Here is a 22,005-nt window from a genome sequence, read left to right on the forward strand (position 1 = left end):
ACAGCAAGATGAGCCATCTTCTGGATCGCCTGAACTTCCTGAAATCGAACCGCAAGGACGTGTTCGCCGAGGGGCACGGGCAGACCACCACCGAGAACCGCGACTGGGAGGATACCTATCGCGCCCGCTGGCGGCACGACAAGATCGTCCGCTCGACCCATGGGGTGAACTGCACCGGGTCCTGCTCGTGGAAGATCTATGTCAAGTCGGGCATCGTCACATGGGAGACGCAGCAGACCGACTATCCGCGCACCCGCCCCGACCTGCCCAATCACGAGCCGCGCGGTTGCGCGCGGGGGGCAAGCTACAGCTGGTATCTCTATTCCGCGAACCGGGTGAAGAACCCGCTGATCCGCGGCCGGCTGATGCGGCTGTGGCGGGAAAAGCGCAAGACCATGTCGCCGATCGCGGCCTGGGAGGCGATCCAGAAGGACCCGCAGGCCCGGGCCAGCTATACCAAGACCCGCGGCAAGGGCGGCTTCGTGCGGGCGACCTGGGACGAGGCGACCGAGATCGTCGCCGCCGCCAACGCCTATACCGCCAGGACCTACGGTCCCGACCGGGTGTTCGGCTTCTCGCCGATCCCGGCGATGTCGATGATCTCCTATGCCGCCGGCACGCGCTATCTGTCGCTTCTGGGTGGTACCTGCATGTCCTTCTATGACTGGTATTGCGACCTGCCGCCGGCAAGCCCGCAGACCTGGGGCGAACAGACCGACGTGCCGGAATCGGCCGACTGGTATAATGCGGGCTATCTGCTGCTGTGGGGCTCGAACGTGCCGCAGACGCGGACGCCGGATGCGCATTTCTACACCGAGGCGCGCTATCGCGGCACCAAATCGGCGGTGATCTGCCCGGACTATTCCGAAGCGGCGAAATTCGGCGATATCTGGCTGAACGCCAAGCAGGGCACCGACGCGGCCCTCGGTATGGCCTTCGGCCACGTCATCCTGCGCGAGTTCCACCTGGACCGGCAGGTGCCCTATTTCGAGGATTACTGCCGCCGCTATTCCGACATGCCGATGCTGGTCAGGCTGGACCGGCAGGGTGAGCGGCTGGTGCCGGGCCGGCAGTTGCGCGCCGCCGATCTGGCCGAGGGGATGGGCCAGAAGATCAACCCCGAATGGAAGACCGTCGCCATCGACGAGAACAGCGGCAAGCTGGTCGTGCCCAATGGTTCGGTCGGGTTCCGCTGGGGCGAAGAGCGGGGCAAGTGGAACCTCGAGGAAAAGGCCGATGGCGCGGATGTCACGCTGAAGCTGAGCCTGATCCTCGACGAGGACCGCGACGAGGTGGCCGCCGTCGATTTCCCCTATTTCGGCGGCAGTGCCACCAACGGCTTCGAGGTCGATGACCGCGGCGAGGTCCTGACCCGCAACGTGCCGGTCAAGCGCATCGCGCTGGCCGACGGCAGCGAGGCGCTGGTGGCCACGGTCTTTGACCTGTTCTGCGCCAATTATGGCCTCGACCGGGGCCTGGGCGGCGATCATGTCGCCTCGGATTACGACGCCGACGTGCCCTTCACCCCGGCCTGGGCCGAGCGCATCACTGGCGTGCGCCGCGACAGGATCATCCAGGTGGCGCGCGAATTCGCCGCCAATGCCGAAAAGACCAATGGCCGTTCCATGGTCATCATCGGCGCGGCGATGAACCACTGGTTCCACATGGACATGAACTATCGCGCCGTCATCAACATGCTGGTGATGTGCGGCTGCGTCGGCCAGTCCGGCGGCGGCTGGTCGCATTATGTCGGGCAGGAGAAACTGCGCCCGCAGACCGGCTGGACGGCGCTGGCCTTCGCGCTGGACTGGGCGCGTCCGCCGCGGCACATGAACGCGACCAGCGCCTGGTACGCGCATACCGACCAGTGGCGCTATGAGACGGTCAGTTCGGCCGAAATCCTGTCGCCGACCGCGCCCGAGGGCGACTGGAGCCGGCTCAGCCTGATCGACTACAACATCCGGGCCGAGCGCATGGGCTGGCTGCCCTCGGCGCCGCAGCTGAAGACCAACCCGCTCGAGGTCGGGCGCGCGGCCAAGGAAGCCGGCGTGCCGGTCAGGGACTATGTCGCCCAGCGTTTGAAATCGGGCGAATTGCAGATGTCCTGCGAGGATCCCGACGCGCCCGAGAACTGGCCGCGCAACCTGTTCGTCTGGCGTTCGAACCTGCTGGGCTCGTCCGGCAAGGGGCACGAGTATTTCCTCAAGCACCTTCTGGGTACCGATCACGGCGTTCAGGGCAAGGATCTGGGGGCCGAAGGCGGGCAGAAGCCGGTCGAGGCGGTCTGGCATGACGAGGCGCCCGAGGGCAAGCTGGACCTGCTGGTGACCATCGACTTCCGCATGTCCACCACGGCCGTCTATGCCGATATCGTGCTGCCGACCGCGTCCTGGTACGAAAAGGACGACATGAACACCTCGGACATGCACCCGTTCATCCACCCGCTGCAGGCGGCGGTGGATCCGGCCTACGAGTCGAAATCCGACTGGGAGATCTTCAAGTCGATCGCCCGGAAATTCTCGGAGGTGGCGCCCGAGGTCTTGGGCGAGGAAACCGACGTGGTGCAGTTGCCGCTGCAGCATGACAGCCCCGGCGAGATCGCCCAGGACGCGGTGCGCGACTGGAAGCGCGATCAGTGCGACCTGATCCCCGGCGAGACCGCGCCCGCCTATATCGAGGTCACGCGCGACTATCCGAACCTCTACAAGCGGTTCACCGCGCTTGGCCCGCTGATGGAAAAGGTCGGCAATGGCGGCAAGGGCATCAGCTGGAACACCGAAACCGAGGTGCATCACCTTCAGGCGCTGAACGGCCGGGTGACCGAGGAGGGCGTGACCAAGGGCATGGCCCGGATCGAGACCGCCATCGACGCCGCCGAGGTGGTGCTGATGCTGGCGCCCGAGACGAACGGCGAGGTGGCGGTGAAGGCATGGGAGGCGCTTGGCAAGGCGACCGGCCGCGATCACAAGCATCTGGCCGAGGTCAAGGAGGACGAGAAAATCCGCTTCCGTGACATTGCCGCCCAGCCGCGCAAGATCATCAGCTCGCCCACATGGTCGGGGATCGAAAGCGAGGAGGTCTGCTATAACGCCGGCTGGACCAACGTGCATGAACTGATCCCCTGGCGCACCGTCACCGGCCGTCAGCAGCTGTATCAGGACCATGAATGGATGCGCGCCTTCGGCGAGGGTTTCGTGACCTGGCGGCCGCCCGTCGATCTGAAGACGGTGGGGGCCGCGGCCACGAAATCGCTGGCCAATGGCGAAAAGCATGTGGTGCTGAACTTCATCACCCCGCACCAGAAATGGGGCATCCACTCGACCTATACCGACAACCTGCTGATGCTGACGCTGAACCGCGGCGGCCCCTGCGTCTGGATCTCCGAGGTCGATGCGCGCAAGGCGGGGCTGGTCGACAACGACTGGATCGAGGTCTTCAACAGCAACGGCGTCATCACCGCCCGCGCCGTGGTCAGCCAGCGGATGAAGGAAGGCACCGCCTTCATGTATCACGCCCAGGAAAAGATCGTGAACACGCCCGGCAGCCAGATCACCAATTTGCGCGGCGGCATCCACAACTCGGTCACCCGCGTCGTGCTGAAACCCACCCACATGATCGGCGGCTATGCCCAGCTGGCCTACGGGTTCAACTATTACGGCACGGTCGGTTCGAACCGGGACGAATTCGTGATCGTCCGCAAACTGGACAAGGTCGACTGGCTCGACACCCCGCTGGAGGCGGGAACCGCAACCCAAACGACGGAGGCAGCGGAATGAAAGTACGTGCGCAAATCGGCATGGTGCTGAACCTCGACAAATGCATCGGCTGTCACACCTGTTCGGTCACCTGCAAGAACGTCTGGACCTCGCGCGAGGGCGTCGAATACGCATGGTTCAACAATGTCGAAACCAAGCCCGGCATCGGCTATCCCAAGGACTGGGAGAACCAGAAACGCTGGAACGGCGGCTGGACCCGGACCCGCTCGGGCCATCTGCAACCCAAGCAGGGCGGCAAGTGGCGGATCCTTGCGAATATCTTCGCCAACCCCGACCTGCCCGAGATCGACGATTTCTACGAGCCCTTCACCTTTGACTACGACCATCTGAAATCGGCGCCCGAGATGCCGGCCTTCCCGACCGCACGGCCGCGTTCGCTGATCTCGGGCGAGCGGATGGAAAAGATCGAATGGGGGCCGAACTGGGAGGAAATCCTCGGCGGCGAATTCGCCAAACGCTCGCAGGACTACAATTTCGAGGGCGTGCAGAAGGAGATCTACGGCGAATACGAAAACACCTTCATGATGTATCTGCCGCGTTTGTGCGAACATTGCCTGAACCCGGCCTGCGTCGCCTCCTGCCCTTCGGGCGCGATCTACAAGCGCGAGGATGACGGCGTCGTGCTGATCGACCAGGAAAAGTGCCGGGGCTGGCGGATGTGCGTCTCGGGCTGCCCCTACAAGAAGATCTATTACAACTGGTCCACCGGCAAATCGGAAAAATGCGTGCTGTGCTATCCGCGTCTGGAAAGCGGCCAGCCGACGGTCTGTTCGGAAACCTGCGTCGGCCGCATCCGCTATCTCGGCGTGATGCTGTATGACGCCGACCGCATCGCCGAGGCGGCCGGGGTCGAGGCCGAGAAGGATCTTTACGACGCGCAACTGGGCGTGTTCCTCGATCCGAACGATCCCGAAGTCATCGCCGCCGCCCGCGCCGAGGGCGTGCCCGAGGACTGGATCATCGGCGCGCAGAAATCGCCGATCTGGAAGATGGCGATGGAGTGGAAGATCGCCTTCCCGCTGCATCCCGAATATCGCACCCTGCCGATGGTCTGGTATGTGCCGCCGCTGTCGCCGATCCAGAACGCCGCCGAGGCGGGCAGGATCGCGGCACAGGACGACATGCCCGATGTCCGCAGCCTGCGCATCCCGCTGCGCTATCTGGCGAACATGCTGACGGCGGGCGACGAGGCCCCGGTGGCGCTGGCGCTGGAGCGGATGCTGGCCATGCGCTCCTACATGCGGTCGAAGTCGATCGACGGCGTGATCAACCTGGGCGCGGCGCAGCGCGTCGGCCTGACGCCCCTGCAGATCGACGAGATGTATCAGCTTCTGGCCATCGCCAATTACGAGGACCGCTTTGTCATCCCGACGACGCACCGCGAACTGGTCGAGGACGCCTATGACCTGCGCGGCGGCTGCGGCTTTACCGACGGCAACGGCTGCTCGTCGGGCAGCAGCGGCTCGATGTTCGGCGGCAAGAAGTTCCGCAGCCCGCAGGAGTTCATCGCATGAAGACCTTCAAGGCACTCTCCGCCCTGCTCAGCTATCCCGGCCCGGATCTGGCTGAGGCGATCCCCGCCATCGACGCCGTCCTGCATGACGAGGGGCTGCTTGGCCCCACCCGGCAAAAGGAACTGGCGCCGCTTCTGCAATCGCTGGCCCATGACGATCTCTATGATCTTCAGGAACGCTATGTGCTGCTGTTCGACCGCTCGCGTACCCTGTCCCTGAACCTGTTCGAGCATGTCCATGGCGAAAGCCGCGACCGCGGCGGCGCCATGGTCGACCTGCTGGAAACCTATCGCGCCGGCGGCTTCGATCTGGCCGGCACGGAACTGCCCGACCATCTGCCGGTGCTGCTGGAATACCTGTCCACCCGGCCCCTGGCCGAGGCGCGCTCGATGCTGGCCGATGCCGGTCATATCCTGACCGCGCTGGCCGAGCGGCTGATCCGGCGCGGCTCGCCCTATGCGGCGGTGTTCTCGGCCCTGGTCACGCTGGCCCAGACCGAGATCGCGCCTTCGGCCGAACTGGCCGCGATCCCCGATGACGACCCCGAGGATCTGGCCGCGCTGGATGCCGTCTGGGAAGAGGCGCAGGTCACCTTCGGCCCCGATCCCAATGCCGGCTGCCCGGTCAGCCGCGACATCCTTGCCCGCATGGACCCGCGCGCCCCCGCGCAGGCCGCCGAATGAACGAGGCACAGTCATGAACAACTTCTTCTTTGGCATCTATCCCTATATCGCCATCACCGTGATGATCCTCGGCTCGATCATCCGCTATGACCGCGATCCCTTCACCTGGAAGTCGAAATCCAGCCAGATCCTGCGCCGGCGGCAATTCGTCATCGGCTCGGTCCTGTTTCATGTCGGCGTGCTGATCATCCTCTTCGGTCATGTCGTCGGGCTGCTGACCCCGGTCGTGATCTTCGACGCCATCGGCATCAGCCACAGCGCCAAGCAGATCCTGGCCATGAGCGTGGGCGGCATCGCCGGCATCATGGCGCTGACCGGGGGCGCGATTCTGCTGCACCGGCGCATGACGGATCCGCGCGTCCGCGCCAACTCCACCCTTGCCGATACCGGCATCCTTGCGCTTCTGGTGCTGCAACTGGTGCTGGGGCTGCTGACCATCCTCGTCTCGCTGCAGCATCTGGACGGCGAGGAAATGGTGCGGCTGATGTCCTGGGCGCAGAGCATCGTCTATCTGCGATCCGGCGCGGCCGATCACATGGCCGGTGTCAACATCCTGTTCAAGCTGCATATCTTCCTGGGCCTGACCATCTTCCTGCTGTTCCCCTTCACCCGGCTGGTGCACATGATCTCGGCCCCGGTCCGCTATCTGTGGCGGCCCGGCTACCAGATCGTGCGGACCAAGCGGCATCCGGCGGAGTGAGGCGATGGAACTGAAACCGCTGCTGCCGCCGGTCGTCGTGAACGGCGTGACCATCGACCCCGGCCGCATCGCGGCCGAGGCGCAGAACCACCCCGCGCCCAAGGGCAAGCCGGGACTGGCTTGGAAATCCGCCGCCCGCGCGCTGGCGATCCGCGAATTGCTGTTGCAGCAGGCGCGGGCCTGCGGGCTGGCCCCGCAACCGGTCGAAACCGCGCCCGGCCAGTGGGAGACCGAGGACGAGGCGCTGATCCGGCAATTGCTGGATCAGGCGGTTTCGCCCGAACCCTGCGACGAGGCCGGGCTGCGGGCCGCCTATGAGGCCGATCCCGACCGGTTCCGCGCGCCCTCGCTGTTCGAGGCCGCGCATATCCTGTTCGCCGCGGTCCCCGGGGATGCCGAGGCCCGCTCCGCCGCGCGGCAGATGGCCGAGGCGGTGCTGGCCGAGTTGCGGGACGAGCCGCGGCGCTTTGCCGAACTGGCTACCCGCCACAGCGCCTGTTCGTCGAAAACCGCGGGCGGGCTGTTGGGGCAACTGTCCTCGGGCGATACCGTGCCGGAATTCGAGGCGGTGATGGCGCGCATGAACGAGGGGCAGATCGAACTGGCCGAATCGCGCTATGGTCTGCACGTCATCCGGCTGGATGCCTGCGCGCGGGGCGAGGTTCTGCCCTTCGAGGCGGTGCTGCCGGCGCTGCGCGAGGCGCATGACAAGGCCGCCTGGCTGCGCGCCAGCCGCGATTTCGTCGCCGCGCTGGTCGCGGGGGCCGAGATCAGCGGCATCGAGATGACCTGAGGGAGACCGGAATGCGCCTCGCCTATGTCAGCCTGCCCGGACGCGGTGCCAATGACCGTTTCCTGGCCGGCATCGCCGATCTGCTGCGGGCCGATGGGCTGCGCCTTGCCGGCACCGTGCAAAGCAATGTCCTGCGTCCGGACCGCGCCCGGTGCGACATGGACATCGTGGTGCTGCCCGACGGCCCGGTCCTGCGGATCAGCGAGGATCGCGGCGATCTGGCACGCGGCTGCCGTCTGGATGCCGGGGCGCTGGAACAGGCGGTTCTGGGCGTGGCCCGCGCCCTGCCTTCGGCCGATCTGCTGATCGTCAACAAGTTCGGCAAGCAGGAGGCCGAGGGCCGCGGCCTCGCGCCGCTGATCGCCGAGGCCCTGACCTGCGGCCTGCCGGTCCTGATCGGCGTGAACGGCCTGAACCTGCCGGCCTTCGAGGGTTTCGCCGGGGGGCTGGCCCGTGCCCTGCCGGGGGACGAGCGGGCGGTGATCGGCTGGTGTCGGGACGCGGTGCCGGCCACCGCCTGAGCGAAACCTGTATTTGCCCCGATGAAAGGCCCGGCCGGCGCGACCGGGCCGTTTTCGTCGGCTCTTACGAGCCCGGTGCCGGCTTGGGGCGCAGCAGGATCGGCCCGTAGGCCAGCGCGAAGCCGGCGAATGCGGCCAGCCACAGCCCGGCCGACAGATGCAGCAGCGGCATCGGGTCGGACCACAGCCCGGCCGCCACCCGCAGCAAGGCCGACCCGATCAGCGCCAGATAGATCAGCAGCGTCGGCCGGTCGGCCTGCAGGGGCCTGCCGGTATGGCCGCGCGTCGCCCGGGTCATCACCCCGACCGTCATCAGACCGATCGCGCCGGCCAGCCACAGATGGCGGGCCGCCGCCCGGGTGATCAGATCGAAGCCGGCCGCCGCCTCTGCGACAAAGCCAAGCGCCAGCATCGCATAGGCGACATGCAGCACCCAGAGCAGCGGCTCGGCCCGGGTCAGCCCGCCGCACCAGCGCGACAGCCGCCACAGATGCGCGGCCCCCGCCGCCAGCATCAGCCAGCGCAGCCCGGCCGTGTCGGGGGCGGCGACGAAGGCCAGAAGTGTCACCGCGCTCAGGCCGAGGACCGCGGCGTCGAAACGGTCGAAGGGTTGCGGCAGCCGCGCCGAGCCACGCGCGGTCAGCCAGTTGCGGGTAAAGGCCGGGATGATGCGGCCGCCGATCAGCGCGATCAGCAGCACCGCCGCCGCAAGCCCGAGGCGCATGCCGACCCCGTCGAAGGCGACGCCGCCGCCAGCCGCCTCGGCCAGAAACACAGCATTGGCCAGCCCATAGAGCCCGATCAGCCCGACGACCGGCAGGTTGCGCCAGTTCCCGCTCTGGATCACCTCGCGGGTCAGGAACAGCACCAGTGCCACGGCCAGCGACAGATCAATGGCCGCCACCGCAGGCCAGGGCAGCCAGCCCGAGACCGCGATCGCAAGCCGCCCCGACAGCCACAGAAGCACCAGCCCGGCCAACGGTGTGCCCGCCAGTGGCCGCCTGCCGGTCCAGTTCGGGACCGCGGTCAGGACGAATCCGGCAATGACCGCGCCGAGATAGCCGAACAGGAATTCATGCGCATGCCAGCTGATCGGATCGAGGCTCAGGGGCAGGGGCGTCCCGCCCGACAGCATCACGACCCACAGCAGCATCGCCGCCGCCGCCCACAGCCCGGCCAGCAGGAAGAACGGCCGGAACCCATAGGTCAGGACTGCGGGCCCGTGAAACCGGCCCGTGCGTTCGGCGGTACTTGTCATGTCGCTACCTTTCCAGATCCGGCCCGTCGGTGACTGGCGGGCCAAAGAATATGTCCCGGATGCGTGGCGTCAGTGACGCGCTGCGCCAGGGATCCGGACGGTGAGGCGGGGTGGTGATACCACCGGCGCGGCCCATGGCCGAGATCGCTCGGACCTGGCTCGCCCGGACGGCGCTTCTATATCACCGCGGTGCAGAAGGGTCCATGCGAGGCGCGTGTTTCCGGCACCATCTCAAGGCATTATTCTGGCCTTCGACGGGCTGCGAAACGGGTCGGTGCCACGGGACGCGATCCACCCTGCAACCGGGAAGGGAACGACGAGATGGCAAGGACACGGGGGGCCGGGAGGGGTGGGACACCCATGCCGGACATGGCTGCGGAGACTGCCGGGCCGGACCCCGTCTGTCCGCTCTGCGATCGTCCGATCCCGCCCGGTGTGCCGCAAAGCCGCCACCACCTGACGCCGCGATTGCGCGGTGGCAAGGGCGGCCCGGTGATCCTGATCCATCAGGTCTGTCACTCGACCATCCACAAGACCCTAAGCGAGACCGAACTCGCCCGCCGCTACAACAGCGTCGAGGCCCTGCGCGCCCATCCGGATCTGGCGCGCTTCTTTGCCTGGGTGGCCCGGCGGCCGCCCGGCTGGAAGGGCAAGGTCCGTTAGCCCAGCGTGTCGCGGGCGCGGGTAATCAGGCCCTGCATCTCTTTCAGGCTCATCTCGCCGAAGGCGCCCTCGTCGCCGGCAATGAAGGTCGGCGTGCCCATCAGCCCCATGTGATCGGCCAGCGCGAAGGAGGTCTGAATATGCTCGTCGATGCGCGCCGCCTGCATGTCCTTGCGCAGACGCGCCTCATCCAGTCCGACCTCGCGGGCGGATCGCATCACCGTCGCTTCGACCGCGCGGCCCTTCATGCCCAGCAGGGAGGCGTGGAACTGCCAGTATTTGCCCTGATCCAGCGAGGCGAGCGAGGCGCGGGCGGCGAATTCGGAATCTGCGCCGAAGACCGGCCATTCGCGATAGACCACGCGCAGCTGCGGGTCCGAGCTTATCAGCTGCTGCATCGGGCCGACCATCTTCTTGCAGAAGGGACAGTTGTAGTCGAAGAACTCGACAAGGGTGATGTCGCCCCTGGGATTGCCGAGGACCGGGGCGTTGGGATCGCGCTCCAGCGCCTCGCGCAGTTCCTCGGGCATCGGGTTCGGTCGGTTGGCGGACTGCCCCAGGGCCGGCAGGGCGGTTGCGGCGCCAAGGGCCGCGCTGCTGATCAGAAGATGGCGGCGGGTGGGCATGGGGGCTCCTCTCGGTCATCGGCGGGTCATCCCAAGTGGTAGAACGGCCAGAGACAGAGGGACAGTCACGTTCCGGTGCGGGCGGAAATGACGGCGATGTGAGCGGGATTCCTTTGGCGATACGCTGATTCGGCCCCATGCTGACGCCATTGATCCAGGATCATGCCGAAAGGAACCGCCATGCTTCGCCGCATCCTCGCCGCGTTTGCGCTGGTCCCGCTGACCGCATTGCCGGTCCTTGCGCAACAGGTGGAAGCCCCGAAACCCGTGCCCGCGCCCGCGCCCGCCGTGCAGACCGCGCCCGCCGCCGGTGAGGTCAATCAGCAGAGCCAGCCCGAGCTGATCACCCCGGCCCGCAAGTCGAACTGCTCGCATGCCCGGCAGGTGACTTCCTAGGCTTCGGGCAAGCCGATCCCTCGACCTGCCGCCGCGCCCCCATGGCCGCGGCGAAGGGCGGTATTTTGGCGAACGCATCCGGGGCGTGGCAACCCGGCTTTTCGGACATCGATAACGGTTGACCCACACGGCGTCGGCGGATAGTTGCCTATCATGACGTGTTTGTGGTGGGCGACCGAGGCAGGCGGCCGTGCCGCGCCCTTTGGTCGCGCGGGGGTTTTCCGCGTGGTGGCGATATCTGCACATGACAGTTCAGCCGGTGCCGTCCGTCCGGCTGCCCGGCGCAGCCTCGACAAGAACCGGGGTGAAGAAGCGCTTGGTTCTTTGACCGACGCAGATCGGGGTGATCATCTCGACACAACGGCGATAGTGTTCGGTCCGGACATGGGCGTGCAGCGCCTCGGGGCCGGTAAAGACCTCATAGACCGAAAAGCTGTTCTCGTCCTCGGGATCGCAGAGCAGGTCGAACCGCAGGTTCCCCGGCTCGCGCCGGCTGCCTTCGCAATTGATCCGGAACGCTTCGATGAACCTGTCGCGATGTTCTGGAAGAACCCGGATACTGACCAATTGAACCAGCATATTACCTCGTTACGGTTGAATATCTTTTACCAACGACCAATGGCGGCCATCAGATCATAAAGCGGTTTTCAACATGTTCCATTCCCTCCGCGCCTTTACCTCCCGCCTGCGACAACTTGCTGGTCTGTCCGGCTCCGATTTCTTCGCCGGAGCCGAGGACCGCTGGCAGGTCGCGCCGGCGGAAACCATGCAGTACCGTCGTTCGCTGGTCCTTCCGGGGCAGGTCGAGCGGATCCGGGCAAGCATCTTCGCGCCCCTGCCCGAGACCTTGCATGCGCTGGTCGAGGAAGAGGTCTGTGAAGAGGGGCCGACAATGGCCTGGCGGTTGCGCGAAGTCGATCTGGTGGATGGTGTGCTGTACCATGGCGGCGCCGAATATCACCTGCGCGCGCGCGAACGGCGCTTTGGCCTGACGCCCCGCCCCGAGAGCCGGATCAGCGGCGCGCTCTATGAGGACTGGTCGGCCAATCGCTGGTTCGGAAGCTGGCTGATGGATGCCTGCGTGGCCTATGATCTGGCCGAGGCGGCGGGCCGGCCGGTCAGCGGGGCGGCGTCGCCTGTTGGAAGCCACAAGGCCCGCTATGAAGACCTGCTTGGCATGTCGCCCGAGCGGGTCGAGGGCGACGTGCATTTCACCGAACTGGTGATGTTCGATGATTTCGCCAATAACAGCCACCGGGCACGGCGTCAGGATGCGCTGCGTTGCCGGCTGCTGGAAGGTCGCAGCCCACGCCCGGTGGCCGGTGTCTTCCTGCTGCGCGGCAGCGCCGGTGAGGCCCGGCTGCTGGAGAACGAACTGGATCTGGCCGAGGCACTGGTCGCCGAGCGCGGCTTTCTGGCCATCGACCCGCTTGAGGCCAGCGTGGACGAACTGATCGAGGCCTGCGGCGCCGCCGCTGCCATCGTCGGCGTCGAGGGTAGCCATCTGGTGCATGGCATGATGGTCGCGCCGAAGGATGCCGCCATCGTACCGATCCAGCCGCCCGATCGCGTGGCCGCGACGCTGAAGCAACTGGCCAATCGTCTGGACCAGCGTTTCGGCCTGCTGGTCGCCGAGGGCGGCGATGGCAGTTTCCGGCTGGAACGCGACGAGTTGATGGCGACGCTGGATCTGTTCGGACGCGATGCGCCCCCGGCGCGCTTCGCCTAACGCACCGTCGCGCCTTCGACGAAACGGACCAGATCGGCCGCCGGGCGGGCGCCGGCCTGCCGTGCGACCTCGCGCCCGTCCCTGAACAGGATGAAGGCGGGAATGCCGCGGATATTCCAGCGGATGCTGGCGGTGGGCTCGCGCTCGGTGTCGATCTTGACCAGCCGCGCCCGGCCCTTCAACAGTGCCGCCGCCTTCTCGAACTCGGGCGCCATCGCCCGGCAGGGACCGCACCAGGGGGCCCAGAAATCCGCCAGCAAGGGCAACCCGTCGGTCCGGGCCGCCTTTTGCAGCGTCTCGAAATCGACCGCCACCGGCTTTGCCGGCAGCAAGGCCGCCCCGCAGGTGCCGCATTTTGGCGCGGCGCCCAGCCGGGCGGCGGGCAGGGCGTTGGTCTGGCCGCAGTCAAGGCAGGTCAGTTTCAGCGTCTCGGCCATGCTTCGCCACATATATCATTTGCGAGATATATGTGGACAGTGACCGGACCGATCAAGCCCGGCCCTGCCGTATCACGTCCGCTTGCGGATGCGGCCGATCACTCGGCCGCCTCGGCATAGCTGTCCAGCGGCGGGCAGGTGCAGATCAGGTTGCGGTCGCCATAGGCATTGTCGACCCGCCCGACCGGAGGCCAGTACTTGTCCACCCGGAAGGCGCCCGGCGGGAAGCAGCCCTGCTCGCGGCTGTAGGGCCGGTCCCATTCGGCGACCAGATCCTCGACCGTATGCGGCGCCCGGCGCAGGGGTGATTCCTCGGCGCTGATGCGGCCCTCGGCAACCTCGGTGATCTCGTCGCGGATCGCCAGAAGCGCCGTGATGAAGCGGTCGATCTCGGCCTTGGTCTCGGATTCCGTCGGCTCGACCATCAGCGTGCCGGCAACCGGCCAGCTCATCGTCGGGGCGTGGAAGCCGTTGTCGATCAGCCGCTTGGCGATATCGTCCACGGTCACGCCATGTTCGGCGAAGGGCCGGGTGTCGAGGATGCATTCATGCGCCACCCGGCCGCGATTGCCCATGAACAGGATCGGATAGGCCCCGGCCAGCCGGCTGGCGATGTAATTGGCGTTCAGGATCGCCACGCGCGTCGCCTGGGTCAGACCCTCGCCACCCATCATCAGGATATAGGCCCATGAGATCAGCAGGATGGACGCGCTGCCATAGGGGGCCGCGCTGACCGCGCCGCTGTCGCCCTCGCAGGGATCGCCGGGCAGATGCGGCGCCAGATGCGCCTTGACGCCGATCGGCCCCATGCCCGGCCCGCCGCCGCCATGCGGGATGGCGAAGGTCTTGTGCAGGTTCAGGTGGCTGACATCGCCGCCGATCTCGCCCGGCTTTACCAGACCGACCAGCGCGTTCATGTTCGCGCCGTCGATATAGACCTGCCCGCCATGGTCATGGGTGATCCGGCAGACCTCGCGCACGGTGTCCTCGAAGACGCCATGGGTCGAGGGATAGGTGATCATCACCGCCGCCAGCTTCTCGCCCGCGGCCTTGGCCTTGTCGGCGAAATCCTCAAGGTCGATATCGCCGTTCGGCGCCGATTTCACCACCACGACCTGCATCCCGGCCATCTGCGCGCTGGCCGGGTTAGTGCCATGCGCGCTCATCGGGATCAGGCAGATGTCGCGCTGCTGATCGCCATTGGCGCGGTGATAGGCGGCGATGGTCAGAAGCCCCGCATATTCGCCCTGCGCGCCGCTGTTCGGCTGCATCGAGAAGGCGTCATAGCCGGTGATCTCGCACAGCTTGTCGGTCAGATCGGCGATGGCCTCGGCATATCCCGCCGCCTGATGGCGCGGCGCGAAGGGATGCAGCGCGCCGAATTCCGGCCAGGTGATCGGCATCATCTCGGCCGCCGCGTTCAGCTTCATCGTGCAGGACCCCAGCGGGATCATCGCCCGGTCCAGCGCCAGATCGCGGTCCGACAGGCGGCGCATATAGCGCATCATCTCGGATTCCGCCCGGTTCATGTGAAAGACCGGATGGGTCAGGTAATCGCTGTCGCGCAGCAATTCGTCGGGGATCGCCGGGGCGGTGGCGGGCCGGGCGCAATCGGTTATGCCGAAGGCGTCCAGCAGCCGCGCGATCACGCCGGCATCGGTGGTTTCATCGACGCTGATCCCCACGCGGTCGCGGCCGACCTTGCGCAGGTTGATGCCGCGCTGCTCGGCCGCGGCCAGGATGCCGGCCTGACCCACGCCGACCTTGACCGTGATCGTGTCGAAAAACGCGCCCGGCGCGACCTCTGCATCGGCGGCGCGCAGGGCCTCGGCCAGGGTCGCGGCGTTCAGATGCACCCGCTGCGCGATGGCCCGCAGCCCCTCGGGGCCGTGGAACACGGCATAGAAGCTGGCCATCACCGCCAGCAGCGCCTGCGCCGTACAGACATTGCTGGTGGCCTTCTCGCGGCGGATATGCTGCTCGCGCGTCTGCAGGCTCAGCCGATAGGCCTGGTTGCCGCTGGCATCGATGCTGACCCCGACGATCCGGCCGGGCATGGCGCGTTTCAGCTCGTCCCGGCAGGACATGAAGGCGGCATGCGGGCCGCCATAGCCCATCGGCACGCCGAAACGCTGGGCGCTGCCGACGGCGATATCGGCGCCCATCGCGCCCGGCTCCTTCAGCAGGCACAGGGCCAGCAGATCGGTCGCCACCACCGCCAGCGCCTTGGCCTGATGCAGCGCCGCGATCTCGGGGCTCAGGTCGCGGATATGGCCGTAGGTGCCCGGATACTGGAAGATCGCGCCGAAGACCTGATCCGGCACCAGATCGTCGATCGAGCCCTTGACGATGCGGATGCCAAGGGGCGCCGCCCGCGTCTCGATCACGGCGATGGTCTGCGGATGCAGGTCATGGGCGACGAAGAAGGCATCGGCCCTGGATTTCGCCTGCCGCCTGGCCATGGCCATGGCCTCCGCTGCCGCCGTCGCCTCGTCCAGCAGCGAGGCATTGGCGACCGGCAGCCCGGTCAGGTCGGCGACCATGGTCTGGAAGTTCAGCAGGGCCTCCAGCCGGCCCTGCGCGATCTCGGGCTGGTAGGGGGTATAGGCGGTGTACCATGCCGGGTTCTCAAGGATGTTGCGCTGGATCGCCGGCGGGGTGACGGTGCCGAAATAGCCCTGCCCGATCAGGCTGGTCATGACCCGGTTCTGCTTCGCGACCTCCTCCATCCGCGCCAGCAGGGCGGCCTCGGACAGGGCCGGCCAGTCCAGCGGCCTCTCCTGCCGGATCGCCTGCGGCACGGTCTGCTCGATCAGCGCATCCAGACTGTCCGCCCCGACCGCCTTCAGCATCTCGGCCATCTCGGCGGGCGAGGGGCCGATATGCCGGCGATTGGCGAAATCATCGGGATTATAGTCGGTGGGTTTCCAGCGGGCCATTCGCTTCCATCTTTCTCAGTTTCAACCTTGCCGGCCATGGCAAAGCACGTTCACCAGATTTCCTTCGGGATCGCGCAGATAGAATCGGCGCAACCCCCACGGCTCGTCAACCGGACCATAGACGATCTCGCCACCGGCTGCGCTGACGCCCCGCTCCGCCTCGGCCAGATCGTCGACCTCGATCGAGATCACCGGCAGATCGGTCCCCGACCCGCCCTGCGACGCCGCATGAAGCTCGATCCTCTGCGGCCGGCCCAATTCAAGAAAGGCGATCCAGCCCATGTCCAGGGACATCTCGAACCCGAAAGCCGCGCGATAGAAATCCGCCAGCCGCAGAAGATCCTGCGCCGCGAGGTTCGGGACAATCCGCAGGACGCTCATTTCTTCTTCATGCAAATATCCTCGGGGGTCCGGGGGCAGACAGCCCCCGGCTTCGGCCCGGCCGCCGGGCCAGACCCTTCATCAGCCGATCAGCGCCTGATAGGCCGCCTCGTCCAGAAATCCGTCCATGACGCCGGGCTCGGTCGGTTTGATGCGAAAGAACCACGCCGCCATCGGATCGGCATTCACATCGCCCGGCGCATCGGCCAGCGCGCTGTTCACCGCCGTCAGAACGCCCGCCACCGGCGCGGTGATGTCCGAGGCTGCCTTGACCGATTCGATCACCACGATCTCCTCGCCCGCCGCGACCTCGCGGCCCTCCTCGGGCAGTTCGATGAACACCACGTCGCCCAGCTGCTCGCTGGCATGGGCGGTGATGCCGACGACGATCTCGTCGCCCTCGGCGCGCAGCCATTCGTGGTCTTCGGTATATTTCAGCATGGGGTTCAGGCTCCTCAGCGTTTGTAGGACGGCGTGATGAAGGGAAGCGGCGCGACTGTCACAGGCAGGCGCTTGCCGCGCAATTCGGCATGAAGCGTGGCGCCGTCCGCGATGCCGGACGGGATGCGGGCCATGGCGATGGGCCCCTCGACCGAGGGGCCGAAGCCGCCCGAACTGACCGTGCCGATGGGCTCGCCGCCCTCGGCCTCGGCAAAGATCGCCACCCCCTCGCGGATCGGGGCGCGGCCCTCGGGGCGCAGCCCGCGGCGGGTCGCCGCAACTCCATCGGCCAGTTCGGCCAGCACGCGCCCGGCGCCCGGAAAGCCGCCCGCGCGGGCGCCGCCCGGCCGGCGGACCTTCTGGATCGACCAGCCAAGTGCTGCCTCGGCCGGGGTCACGCCGGCATCCATGTCATGACCGTAAAGCGGCATCCCGGCCTCCAGCCGCAGGCTGTCGCGGGCGCCAAGGCCGATGGGCTCGACCCCCGGCTGGGCCAGCAATGCTTGGGCAAACTCGGCCAGCCGCGCCGCGGGCACCGAGATCTCGAACCCGTCCTCGCCGGTATAGCCCGAACGCGACAGCCACATCTCGGCTCCGTCCCAGTCCATGATGGCACTGTCCATGAAGCGCATCCCGGCCGCGCCGGGGATCAGGGCCGACAGGACGCCCGCCGCCTCGGGGCCCTGCAGCGCCAGCAGCCCGCGATCCGTGACCGGGACGATCTCGACGCCGTCCAGCCCTTGCAGATGGGCGATGTCCTGATCGGCGCAGGCGGCATTGACGACCAGCAGATAATGATCGCCGCGATTGGCGAACATCAGATCGTCGAGGATGCCGCCGTCCTCATTGGTGAACAGCCCATAGCGCTGCCGCCCCTCGGCCAGGCCCAGCACGTCGGCGGGGATCAGGCTTTCCAGCGCCAGCGCCGCGGTCTGCAGGTTGCCGTCCTTCGGCACCACCAGCACCTGGCCCATATGGCTGACATCGAACAGGCCGGCATGACCGCGGGTATGCAGATGCTCGCCCATCACCCCCATCGGATATTGCACGGGCATTTCCCAGCCCGCGAAGGGAACCATGCGCGCCCCGCGCGCCACATGCAGATCGTAAAGCCCGGTCCGGCGCAATTCTTCGGCCATATGGCCTCCTTCAGGTCTCGCCGGATCTCCGGCATCGGTTGGGCGGGCTGATGGCCCACATGACGATGCCCCCTCTGTCCCTGCCCGGCCGGGCGCCTGAGATCGCTATCCCTTCGGCGGGCCGGTTGGCGGCCACTCTCCAGAGTCATTGTCGGAAGACGGTCCTTTCGCCTGAGAGTTCGCCGGGGCGGCTGCTCCTTCGGCACCGGCGCAGGGCCGGCTTCTCCCGAATTCCGTGCGCGACTGCTAGCCGCAGCCTGCACATGACGCAAGTCCTTTTGTCGCAGCCGCGGCGCAGACCGTCGCATTCGGAGGTTCTGGGCGGCGATCGGCGCGGCCGGGCTCAGATCTTGGGAAAGACGAACACCCGGTCGCGGCGCAGCATCAGCCACATCGGCGTGCCGGCGGGGGGCAGGAAGACGCCCGGCACGCTGGCGGTCAGGGCGATATCGCCCATCTCGGTGGCGAATTCGACCAGCGATTCGCTGCCGAGATAGCGGGCGCGGGTGACGCGGGCCAAGGCCGCCGTGCCGTTCTCGGCGGTGGGGGCGGGGCCCTGGCCGGCGCGGTGGAAATCGATCTTCAGATGCTGGGGCCGGATGACGATCTCGACCGCGTGGCCTTCGGGGATCCCAGGCGTCAGGAACTGCCCGAAGGGCGTGTCGGTCAGCGCTCCCCGGACCTGACCGGTCAGCACATTGATATCGCTGAAGAATGCGGCGGCCCTGCGATCCACCGGCGCATTGTACAGATTATAGGGCGCGCCCTGCTGGACGATCCGGCCGGCGCGCATCAGCAGGATCTGGTCGGCCATGCGCATCGCCTCGTCCGGCTCATGCGTGACCAGCAGAACGGCGGTGCGTTCCTCCTTCAGCAGCGCCAGCGTGTCGTCGCGGATGCCGTCGCGCAGCCGTTCGTCAAGGCCGCTGAACGGCTCGTCCATCAGCAGCACCCGCGGCTTCGGCGCCAGCGCCCGGGCCAGCGCGACCCGCTGCTGTTCGCCGCCCGACAGCTCATGCGGATAGCTGTCGACATGGTTCGACATCTGCACCCGCTCCAGCAGTTCGCCCACGCGGGCGCGGTTGGTGGCGAACCCGCCCGGCAGCCCGAAGGCGACATTCTCGCTGACCGGCAGATGCGGGAACAGGGCGAAATCCTGAAACATCAGCCCGATGGCGCGGCGTTCCGGCGGGATGCGGAAGACGGTGTCGCAGATCAGCCGGCCATCGACGAAGATGCTGCCGCTGTCCTGCATGTCGACGCCCGCGACGATGCGCAGCGTCGTGGACTTGCCGCAGCCCGAGGGGCCCAGCAGGCAGGCAACCTCGCCCGCCGCCACGGTGAAGGAGACATCATCGACGACCCGCAAGCCGTCGAAGGCACGGATCAGATGCTGGACCTCCAGTCGGGGCGGTGTCGTCACGGCCTTGCCGATTCTTTCACTAAGGTTTCGACTGCCCTAGCAGGGGCATGAAAGGCCTGCAAGCTTGGCTCAGATGGTGACGTTCAGCGCGCCACCATCCAGCAGAATGTTCTGGCCGACGATGAACCGCGCCTGCTGGCTGCACAGGAAGGCGCAGGTGGCGCCGAAATCCTCGGGCCGGCCATAGGTGCCGGTCGGGATGGTCGCCTGTCGGTTCTCGCGGGCCTGATCGACGCTGATCCCCTCCTTGTCCGAGACACCCTTGTCTAGGCTGTCGGCGCGGGCGGTGGCATGGATCCCGGGCAGGATGTTGTTGACGCAGACCCCGTGCCCCGCCACCTGCCGCGACATGCCGGCCACGAAACCGGTCAGCCCGGCCCGGGCGGTGTTCGACAGACCCAGAACGGCGATGGGCGAACGGACCGATTGCGAGGTGATGTTGACGACCCGGCCCCAGCCGCGCGCCATCATCCCCGGCACCAGCGCCTGCATCAGCGCCACCGCCGACAGCATGTTGGCATCGATGGCCTTGATGAAATCCTCGCGGTTCCAGTCGGTCCACATGCCCGGCGGCGGCCCGCCGGCATTGGTGACCAGGATATCGGCCTCGCCCAACGCAGCCAGCACCCGGGCGCGGCCCTCATCGGTGGTGATATCGGCGGCGACCGGGGTGACCTTCACGCCGTATCTGCCGGCGATGTCGCCCGCCGTGGCCGCGATCTCGGCCTCGGTGCGGCTGTTGATCACCAGATCGACGCCGGCTTCGGCCAAAGCCTCGGCACAGCCCCGGCCCAGCCCCTTCGAGGCCGCGCAGACCAGCCCCCGTTTGCCCCTGATACCCAGATCCATCGCGCCCTCCCCTCGGTGTGCGGCCAAGGAAACGCGCGCGGATGCGGATTGTCAAATCCCGGCTTCGGCGGCCTCGCGGATGGCGCGGATGTTGGCGCCGTAGATCTCGGGCTGGCTGACCGATCCGCCCTTGAACACGGCCGAGCCCGCGACCAGCACATCCGCCCCGGCCCTGGCCACGACGGGCGCGGTTTTCGGATCGACGCCGCCATCCACCTGGATATGGATCGGCCGGTCGCCGATCATGCCGCGCAGCCGGGCGATCTTGTCGATCTGGCCATGGATGAACTTCTGCCCGCCGAAGCCCGGGTTCACCGTCATGATCAGCACCATGTCGCAGAGGTCCAGCAGATATTCGATGGCTTCCAGCGGCGTGCCGGGATTAAGCGAAATCCCCGCTTTCTTTCCCGTCGCGCGGATCGCCTGCAGGGTACGGTGCGGATGCGGGCCCGCCTCGACATGGGCGGTGATCATGTCGGCCCCGGCCTCGGCATAGGCCTCGATATAGGGATCGACCGGCGCGATCATCAGATGCACGTCCATGAAGGTGGTGACATGCGGCCGGAAGGCCTTCACGGCGGGCGGCCCGAAGGTCAGGTTCGGCACGAAATGCCCGTCCATCACATCGATATGGACCCAATCGGCGCCCTCAGCCTCGATGGCGCGGATCTCGCGCCCGAAATCGGCGAAATCGGCCGACAGGATCGAAGGCGCGATCCTGATCTTGCGGTCGAATGTCATGGCTCATCTCTCCTGCGGCTGCCGTCGATGTCCAGCCCGCCCGAAAAGACGCGGCTGGCCCGGATATCCGCCTCCGATATGGTCGAAAGCGTCTCGGCGTCAACCGGTCCGTCATGCTCGAACAGCCGGTTCGCCTGTCGCAGCCTCGCCCGGTCCAGCGCGTTGCGGATGGATCGCGCATTGGCGAAATGCGGCTGCCCGCGGCGCAGCCGCACATAGTCGTCCATCGCCGCCCGCCCGGCCGCATCGAAGCGATAGCCCTGCGCCCCCAGCATCGCGCCCGAGATCCGCCCCAGTTCGGCATCGGTATAGTCGGGAAACTCGATGTGATGCGCGATGCGCGAGCGGAACCCGGGATTGGCGGAAAAGAACCGGTCCATGCGGTCGGCATAGCCGGCCATGATCACCACCAGATCGTCGCGGTTGTTCTCCATCACCTGCAACAGGATCTCGATCGCCTCCTGCCCGTAATCGCGCTCGTTGTCGGGCTTGTAGAGGTAATAGGCCTCGTCGATGAACAGCACCCCGCCCATCGCCTTCTTCAGCACCTCCTTGGTCTTGGGCGCGGTATGGCCGATATACTGGCCGACCAGGTCGTCGCGGGTGACGCTGACCAGATGGCCCTTGCGGACATAGCCCAACCGATGCAGCAACCCCGCCATCTTCAGCGCCACGGTGGTCTTGCCGGTGCCGGGATTGCCGGTGAAGGACATGTGCAGCGTCGGCGTCTCATGCGCCAGCCCCATCTCGCGCCGCGCCCGGTCGACCAGCAGCAGCGCCGCGGTCTCGCGGATGCGCCGCTTCACCGGCGCCAGCCCGATCAGTTCCGCCTCCAGCTCGTCCAGCACCTCGCGCACGCCCGAGCTTTCGTATTCCGCCTTCAGGTCGATCCGCGCCGGCCGCGCCCGTTCGCCCGCCTCATCCATGACCCTGATCCCTTCTTCTTCACGAAAATATCCCGCGGGGGGTTCCGGGGGGCGCGAAGCCCCCCGGCTT

Annotated in this window: 21 protein-coding genes and 1 riboswitch; of the genes, 9 read left to right on the forward strand and 12 right to left on the reverse strand. The window is 67.0% G+C overall.

Features of this window, described 5'->3' with window-relative positions:
- The first annotated feature begins 8 nt into the window (after positions 1-8).
- The 6 genes from KNW02_RS03415 to KNW02_RS03440 are packed head-to-tail and all read left to right on the forward strand — an operon-like array spanning position 9 to position 7,987.
- The gene (locus KNW02_RS03415; protein WP_216031858.1) at positions 9-3,776 is read left to right on the forward strand and encodes a nitrate reductase subunit alpha; all 3,768 of its coding nucleotides are present in this window, start codon (positions 9-11) and stop codon (positions 3,774-3,776) included.
- Complete coding sequence (gene narH, locus KNW02_RS03420; protein WP_216031859.1) at positions 3,773-5,290, forward strand: nitrate reductase subunit beta; 1,518 nt, start codon at positions 3,773-3,775, stop codon at positions 5,288-5,290. The genes KNW02_RS03415 and narH overlap by 4 nt, the downstream gene beginning before the upstream one ends.
- On the forward strand, positions 5,287-5,973 hold the full coding sequence (gene narJ / locus KNW02_RS03425) for a nitrate reductase molybdenum cofactor assembly chaperone (protein ID WP_216031860.1): 687 nt from the start codon (positions 5,287-5,289) through the stop codon (positions 5,971-5,973). Before narH ends, narJ begins: the two co-directional genes overlap by 4 nt.
- A gap of 13 nt (positions 5,974-5,986) precedes the next feature.
- Positions 5,987-6,673 (forward strand): respiratory nitrate reductase subunit gamma, encoded by a 687-nt coding sequence (gene narI / locus KNW02_RS03430; protein WP_216031861.1) that lies wholly within the window; start codon positions 5,987-5,989, stop codon positions 6,671-6,673.
- A 4-nt stretch (positions 6,674-6,677) separates the two neighbouring features.
- Positions 6,678-7,466: a peptidylprolyl isomerase gene (locus KNW02_RS03435; RefSeq protein WP_216031862.1), complete on the forward strand. Its 789-nt coding sequence runs from the start codon at positions 6,678-6,680 to the stop codon at positions 7,464-7,466.
- An 11-nt stretch (positions 7,467-7,477) separates the two neighbouring features.
- The gene (locus KNW02_RS03440; protein ID WP_216031863.1) at positions 7,478-7,987 is read left to right on the forward strand and encodes a DUF2478 domain-containing protein; all 510 of its coding nucleotides are present in this window, start codon (positions 7,478-7,480) and stop codon (positions 7,985-7,987) included.
- A 64-nt stretch (positions 7,988-8,051) separates the two neighbouring features.
- On the opposite strand, the gene KNW02_RS03445 is transcribed toward KNW02_RS03440, so the two are convergent.
- On the reverse strand, positions 8,052-9,245 hold the full coding sequence (locus KNW02_RS03445; RefSeq protein WP_216031864.1) for an NnrS family protein: 1,194 nt from the start codon (positions 9,243-9,245) through the stop codon (positions 8,052-8,054).
- Positions 9,246-9,614: 369 nt separating this feature from the next.
- On the opposite strand from KNW02_RS03445, the gene KNW02_RS03450 reads away from it, so the two are divergent.
- A complete protein-coding gene (locus tag KNW02_RS03450) occupies positions 9,615-9,908 on the forward strand; it encodes an HNH endonuclease family protein (protein WP_431356735.1) in 294 nt (97 codons plus the stop codon).
- On the opposite strand, the gene KNW02_RS03455 is transcribed toward KNW02_RS03450, so the two are convergent.
- Positions 9,905-10,534, reverse strand: coding sequence for a DsbA family protein (locus KNW02_RS03455; RefSeq protein WP_216031866.1), 630 nt, complete (start codon positions 10,532-10,534; stop codon positions 9,905-9,907). The two genes, KNW02_RS03450 and KNW02_RS03455, sit on opposite strands and share 4 nt — an antisense overlap.
- Positions 10,535-10,714: 180 nt before the next feature.
- Between KNW02_RS03455 and KNW02_RS03460 the strand changes: the two genes are divergently transcribed.
- Positions 10,715-10,930: a hypothetical protein gene (locus tag KNW02_RS03460; RefSeq protein WP_216031867.1), complete on the forward strand. Its 216-nt coding sequence runs from the start codon at positions 10,715-10,717 to the stop codon at positions 10,928-10,930.
- A 252-nt stretch (positions 10,931-11,182) separates the two neighbouring features.
- On the opposite strand, the gene KNW02_RS03465 is transcribed toward KNW02_RS03460, so the two are convergent.
- Positions 11,183-11,509, reverse strand: coding sequence for an antibiotic biosynthesis monooxygenase (locus KNW02_RS03465; RefSeq protein ID WP_216031868.1), 327 nt, complete (start codon positions 11,507-11,509; stop codon positions 11,183-11,185).
- 73 nt (positions 11,510-11,582) lie between these two features.
- Here KNW02_RS03465 and KNW02_RS03470 point away from each other — a divergent pair, with 73 nt between their 5' ends.
- Positions 11,583-12,659 carry a glycosyltransferase 61 family protein gene (locus tag KNW02_RS03470; RefSeq protein ID WP_216031869.1) on the forward strand — a complete coding sequence of 359 codons (1,077 nt, stop codon included), beginning with the start codon at positions 11,583-11,585 and terminating at the stop codon, positions 12,657-12,659.
- Here the strand turns inward: KNW02_RS03470 and KNW02_RS03475 are convergent.
- The 9 genes from KNW02_RS03475 to cbbX form a co-directional block, all read right to left on the reverse strand.
- Positions 12,656-13,108: a thioredoxin family protein gene (locus KNW02_RS03475; protein ID WP_252733412.1), complete on the reverse strand. Its 453-nt coding sequence runs from the start codon at positions 13,106-13,108 to the stop codon at positions 12,656-12,658. The two genes, KNW02_RS03470 and KNW02_RS03475, sit on opposite strands and share 4 nt — an antisense overlap.
- Before the next feature lie 86 nt (positions 13,109-13,194).
- A complete protein-coding gene (gcvP, locus tag KNW02_RS03480; protein WP_216031870.1) occupies positions 13,195-16,035 on the reverse strand; it encodes an aminomethyl-transferring glycine dehydrogenase in 2,841 nt (946 codons plus the stop codon).
- Positions 16,036-16,056: 21 nt separating this feature from the next.
- On the reverse strand, positions 16,057-16,416 hold the full coding sequence (locus KNW02_RS03485) for a VOC family protein (protein ID WP_216031871.1): 360 nt from the start codon (positions 16,414-16,416) through the stop codon (positions 16,057-16,059).
- An 81-nt stretch (positions 16,417-16,497) separates the two neighbouring features.
- Positions 16,498-16,854 carry a glycine cleavage system protein GcvH gene (gcvH, locus tag KNW02_RS03490; protein WP_216031907.1) on the reverse strand — a complete coding sequence of 119 codons (357 nt, stop codon included), beginning with the start codon at positions 16,852-16,854 and terminating at the stop codon, positions 16,498-16,500.
- A gap of 17 nt (positions 16,855-16,871) precedes the next feature.
- A complete protein-coding gene (gene gcvT, locus KNW02_RS03495) occupies positions 16,872-17,996 on the reverse strand; it encodes a glycine cleavage system aminomethyltransferase GcvT (protein WP_216031872.1) in 1,125 nt (374 codons plus the stop codon).
- A 149-nt stretch (positions 17,997-18,145) separates the two neighbouring features.
- Positions 18,146-18,235, reverse strand: a riboswitch (glycine riboswitch).
- A gap of 104 nt (positions 18,236-18,339) precedes the next feature.
- Positions 18,340-19,419: an ABC transporter ATP-binding protein gene (locus tag KNW02_RS03500; RefSeq protein ID WP_216031873.1), complete on the reverse strand. Its 1,080-nt coding sequence runs from the start codon at positions 19,417-19,419 to the stop codon at positions 18,340-18,342.
- 69 nt (positions 19,420-19,488) lie between these two features.
- On the reverse strand, positions 19,489-20,268 hold the full coding sequence (locus KNW02_RS03505) for an SDR family oxidoreductase (RefSeq protein WP_216031874.1): 780 nt from the start codon (positions 20,266-20,268) through the stop codon (positions 19,489-19,491).
- Between the two features lie 51 nt (positions 20,269-20,319).
- Positions 20,320-21,009: a ribulose-phosphate 3-epimerase gene (rpe, locus tag KNW02_RS03510; RefSeq protein WP_216031875.1), complete on the reverse strand. Its 690-nt coding sequence runs from the start codon at positions 21,007-21,009 to the stop codon at positions 20,320-20,322.
- Complete coding sequence (gene cbbX / locus KNW02_RS03515) at positions 21,006-21,935, reverse strand: CbbX protein (RefSeq protein ID WP_216031876.1); 930 nt, start codon at positions 21,933-21,935, stop codon at positions 21,006-21,008. The genes rpe and cbbX overlap by 4 nt, the downstream gene beginning before the upstream one ends.
- Between the last annotated feature and the right edge of the window lie 70 nt (positions 21,936-22,005).

This window comes from Paracoccus marinaquae (genome assembly GCF_018860165.1).
Lineage (GTDB): Bacteria > Pseudomonadota > Alphaproteobacteria > Rhodobacterales > Rhodobacteraceae > Paracoccus > Paracoccus marinaquae.

Bases quoted from the DNA above. Each gene is read 5' to 3' on its own strand.
- KNW02_RS03415 (WP_216031858.1), top strand. From the start codon at position 9: ATGAGCCATCTTCTGGATCGCCTGAACTTCCTGAAATCGAACCGCAAG.
- narH (WP_216031859.1), top strand. From the start codon at position 3,773: ATGAAAGTACGTGCGCAAATCGGCATGGTGCTGAACCTCGACAAATGC.
- narJ (WP_216031860.1), top strand. From the start codon at position 5,287: ATGAAGACCTTCAAGGCACTCTCCGCCCTGCTCAGCTATCCCGGCCCG.
- narI (WP_216031861.1), top strand. From the start codon at position 5,987: ATGAACAACTTCTTCTTTGGCATCTATCCCTATATCGCCATCACCGTG.
- KNW02_RS03435 (WP_216031862.1), top strand. From the start codon at position 6,678: ATGGAACTGAAACCGCTGCTGCCGCCGGTCGTCGTGAACGGCGTGACC.
- KNW02_RS03440 (WP_216031863.1), top strand. From the start codon at position 7,478: ATGCGCCTCGCCTATGTCAGCCTGCCCGGACGCGGTGCCAATGACCGT.
- KNW02_RS03445 (WP_216031864.1), bottom strand. From the start codon at position 9,245: ATGACAAGTACCGCCGAACGCACGGGCCGGTTTCACGGGCCCGCAGTC.
- KNW02_RS03450 (WP_431356735.1), top strand. From the start codon at position 9,615: ATGGCTGCGGAGACTGCCGGGCCGGACCCCGTCTGTCCGCTCTGCGAT.
- KNW02_RS03455 (WP_216031866.1), bottom strand. From the start codon at position 10,534: ATGCCCACCCGCCGCCATCTTCTGATCAGCAGCGCGGCCCTTGGCGCC.
- KNW02_RS03460 (WP_216031867.1), top strand. From the start codon at position 10,715: ATGCTTCGCCGCATCCTCGCCGCGTTTGCGCTGGTCCCGCTGACCGCA.
- KNW02_RS03465 (WP_216031868.1), bottom strand. From the start codon at position 11,509: ATGCTGGTTCAATTGGTCAGTATCCGGGTTCTTCCAGAACATCGCGAC.
- KNW02_RS03470 (WP_216031869.1), top strand. From the start codon at position 11,583: ATGTTCCATTCCCTCCGCGCCTTTACCTCCCGCCTGCGACAACTTGCT.
- KNW02_RS03475 (WP_252733412.1), bottom strand. From the start codon at position 13,108: ATGTGGCGAAGCATGGCCGAGACGCTGAAACTGACCTGCCTTGACTGC.
- gcvP (WP_216031870.1), bottom strand. From the start codon at position 16,035: ATGGCCCGCTGGAAACCCACCGACTATAATCCCGATGATTTCGCCAAT.
- KNW02_RS03485 (WP_216031871.1), bottom strand. From the start codon at position 16,416: ATGAGCGTCCTGCGGATTGTCCCGAACCTCGCGGCGCAGGATCTTCTG.
- gcvT (WP_216031872.1), bottom strand. From the start codon at position 17,996: ATGGCCGAAGAATTGCGCCGGACCGGGCTTTACGATCTGCATGTGGCG.
- KNW02_RS03505 (WP_216031874.1), bottom strand. From the start codon at position 20,268: ATGGATCTGGGTATCAGGGGCAAACGGGGGCTGGTCTGCGCGGCCTCG.
- rpe (WP_216031875.1), bottom strand. From the start codon at position 21,009: ATGACATTCGACCGCAAGATCAGGATCGCGCCTTCGATCCTGTCGGCC.
- cbbX (WP_216031876.1), bottom strand. From the start codon at position 21,935: ATGGATGAGGCGGGCGAACGGGCGCGGCCGGCGCGGATCGACCTGAAG.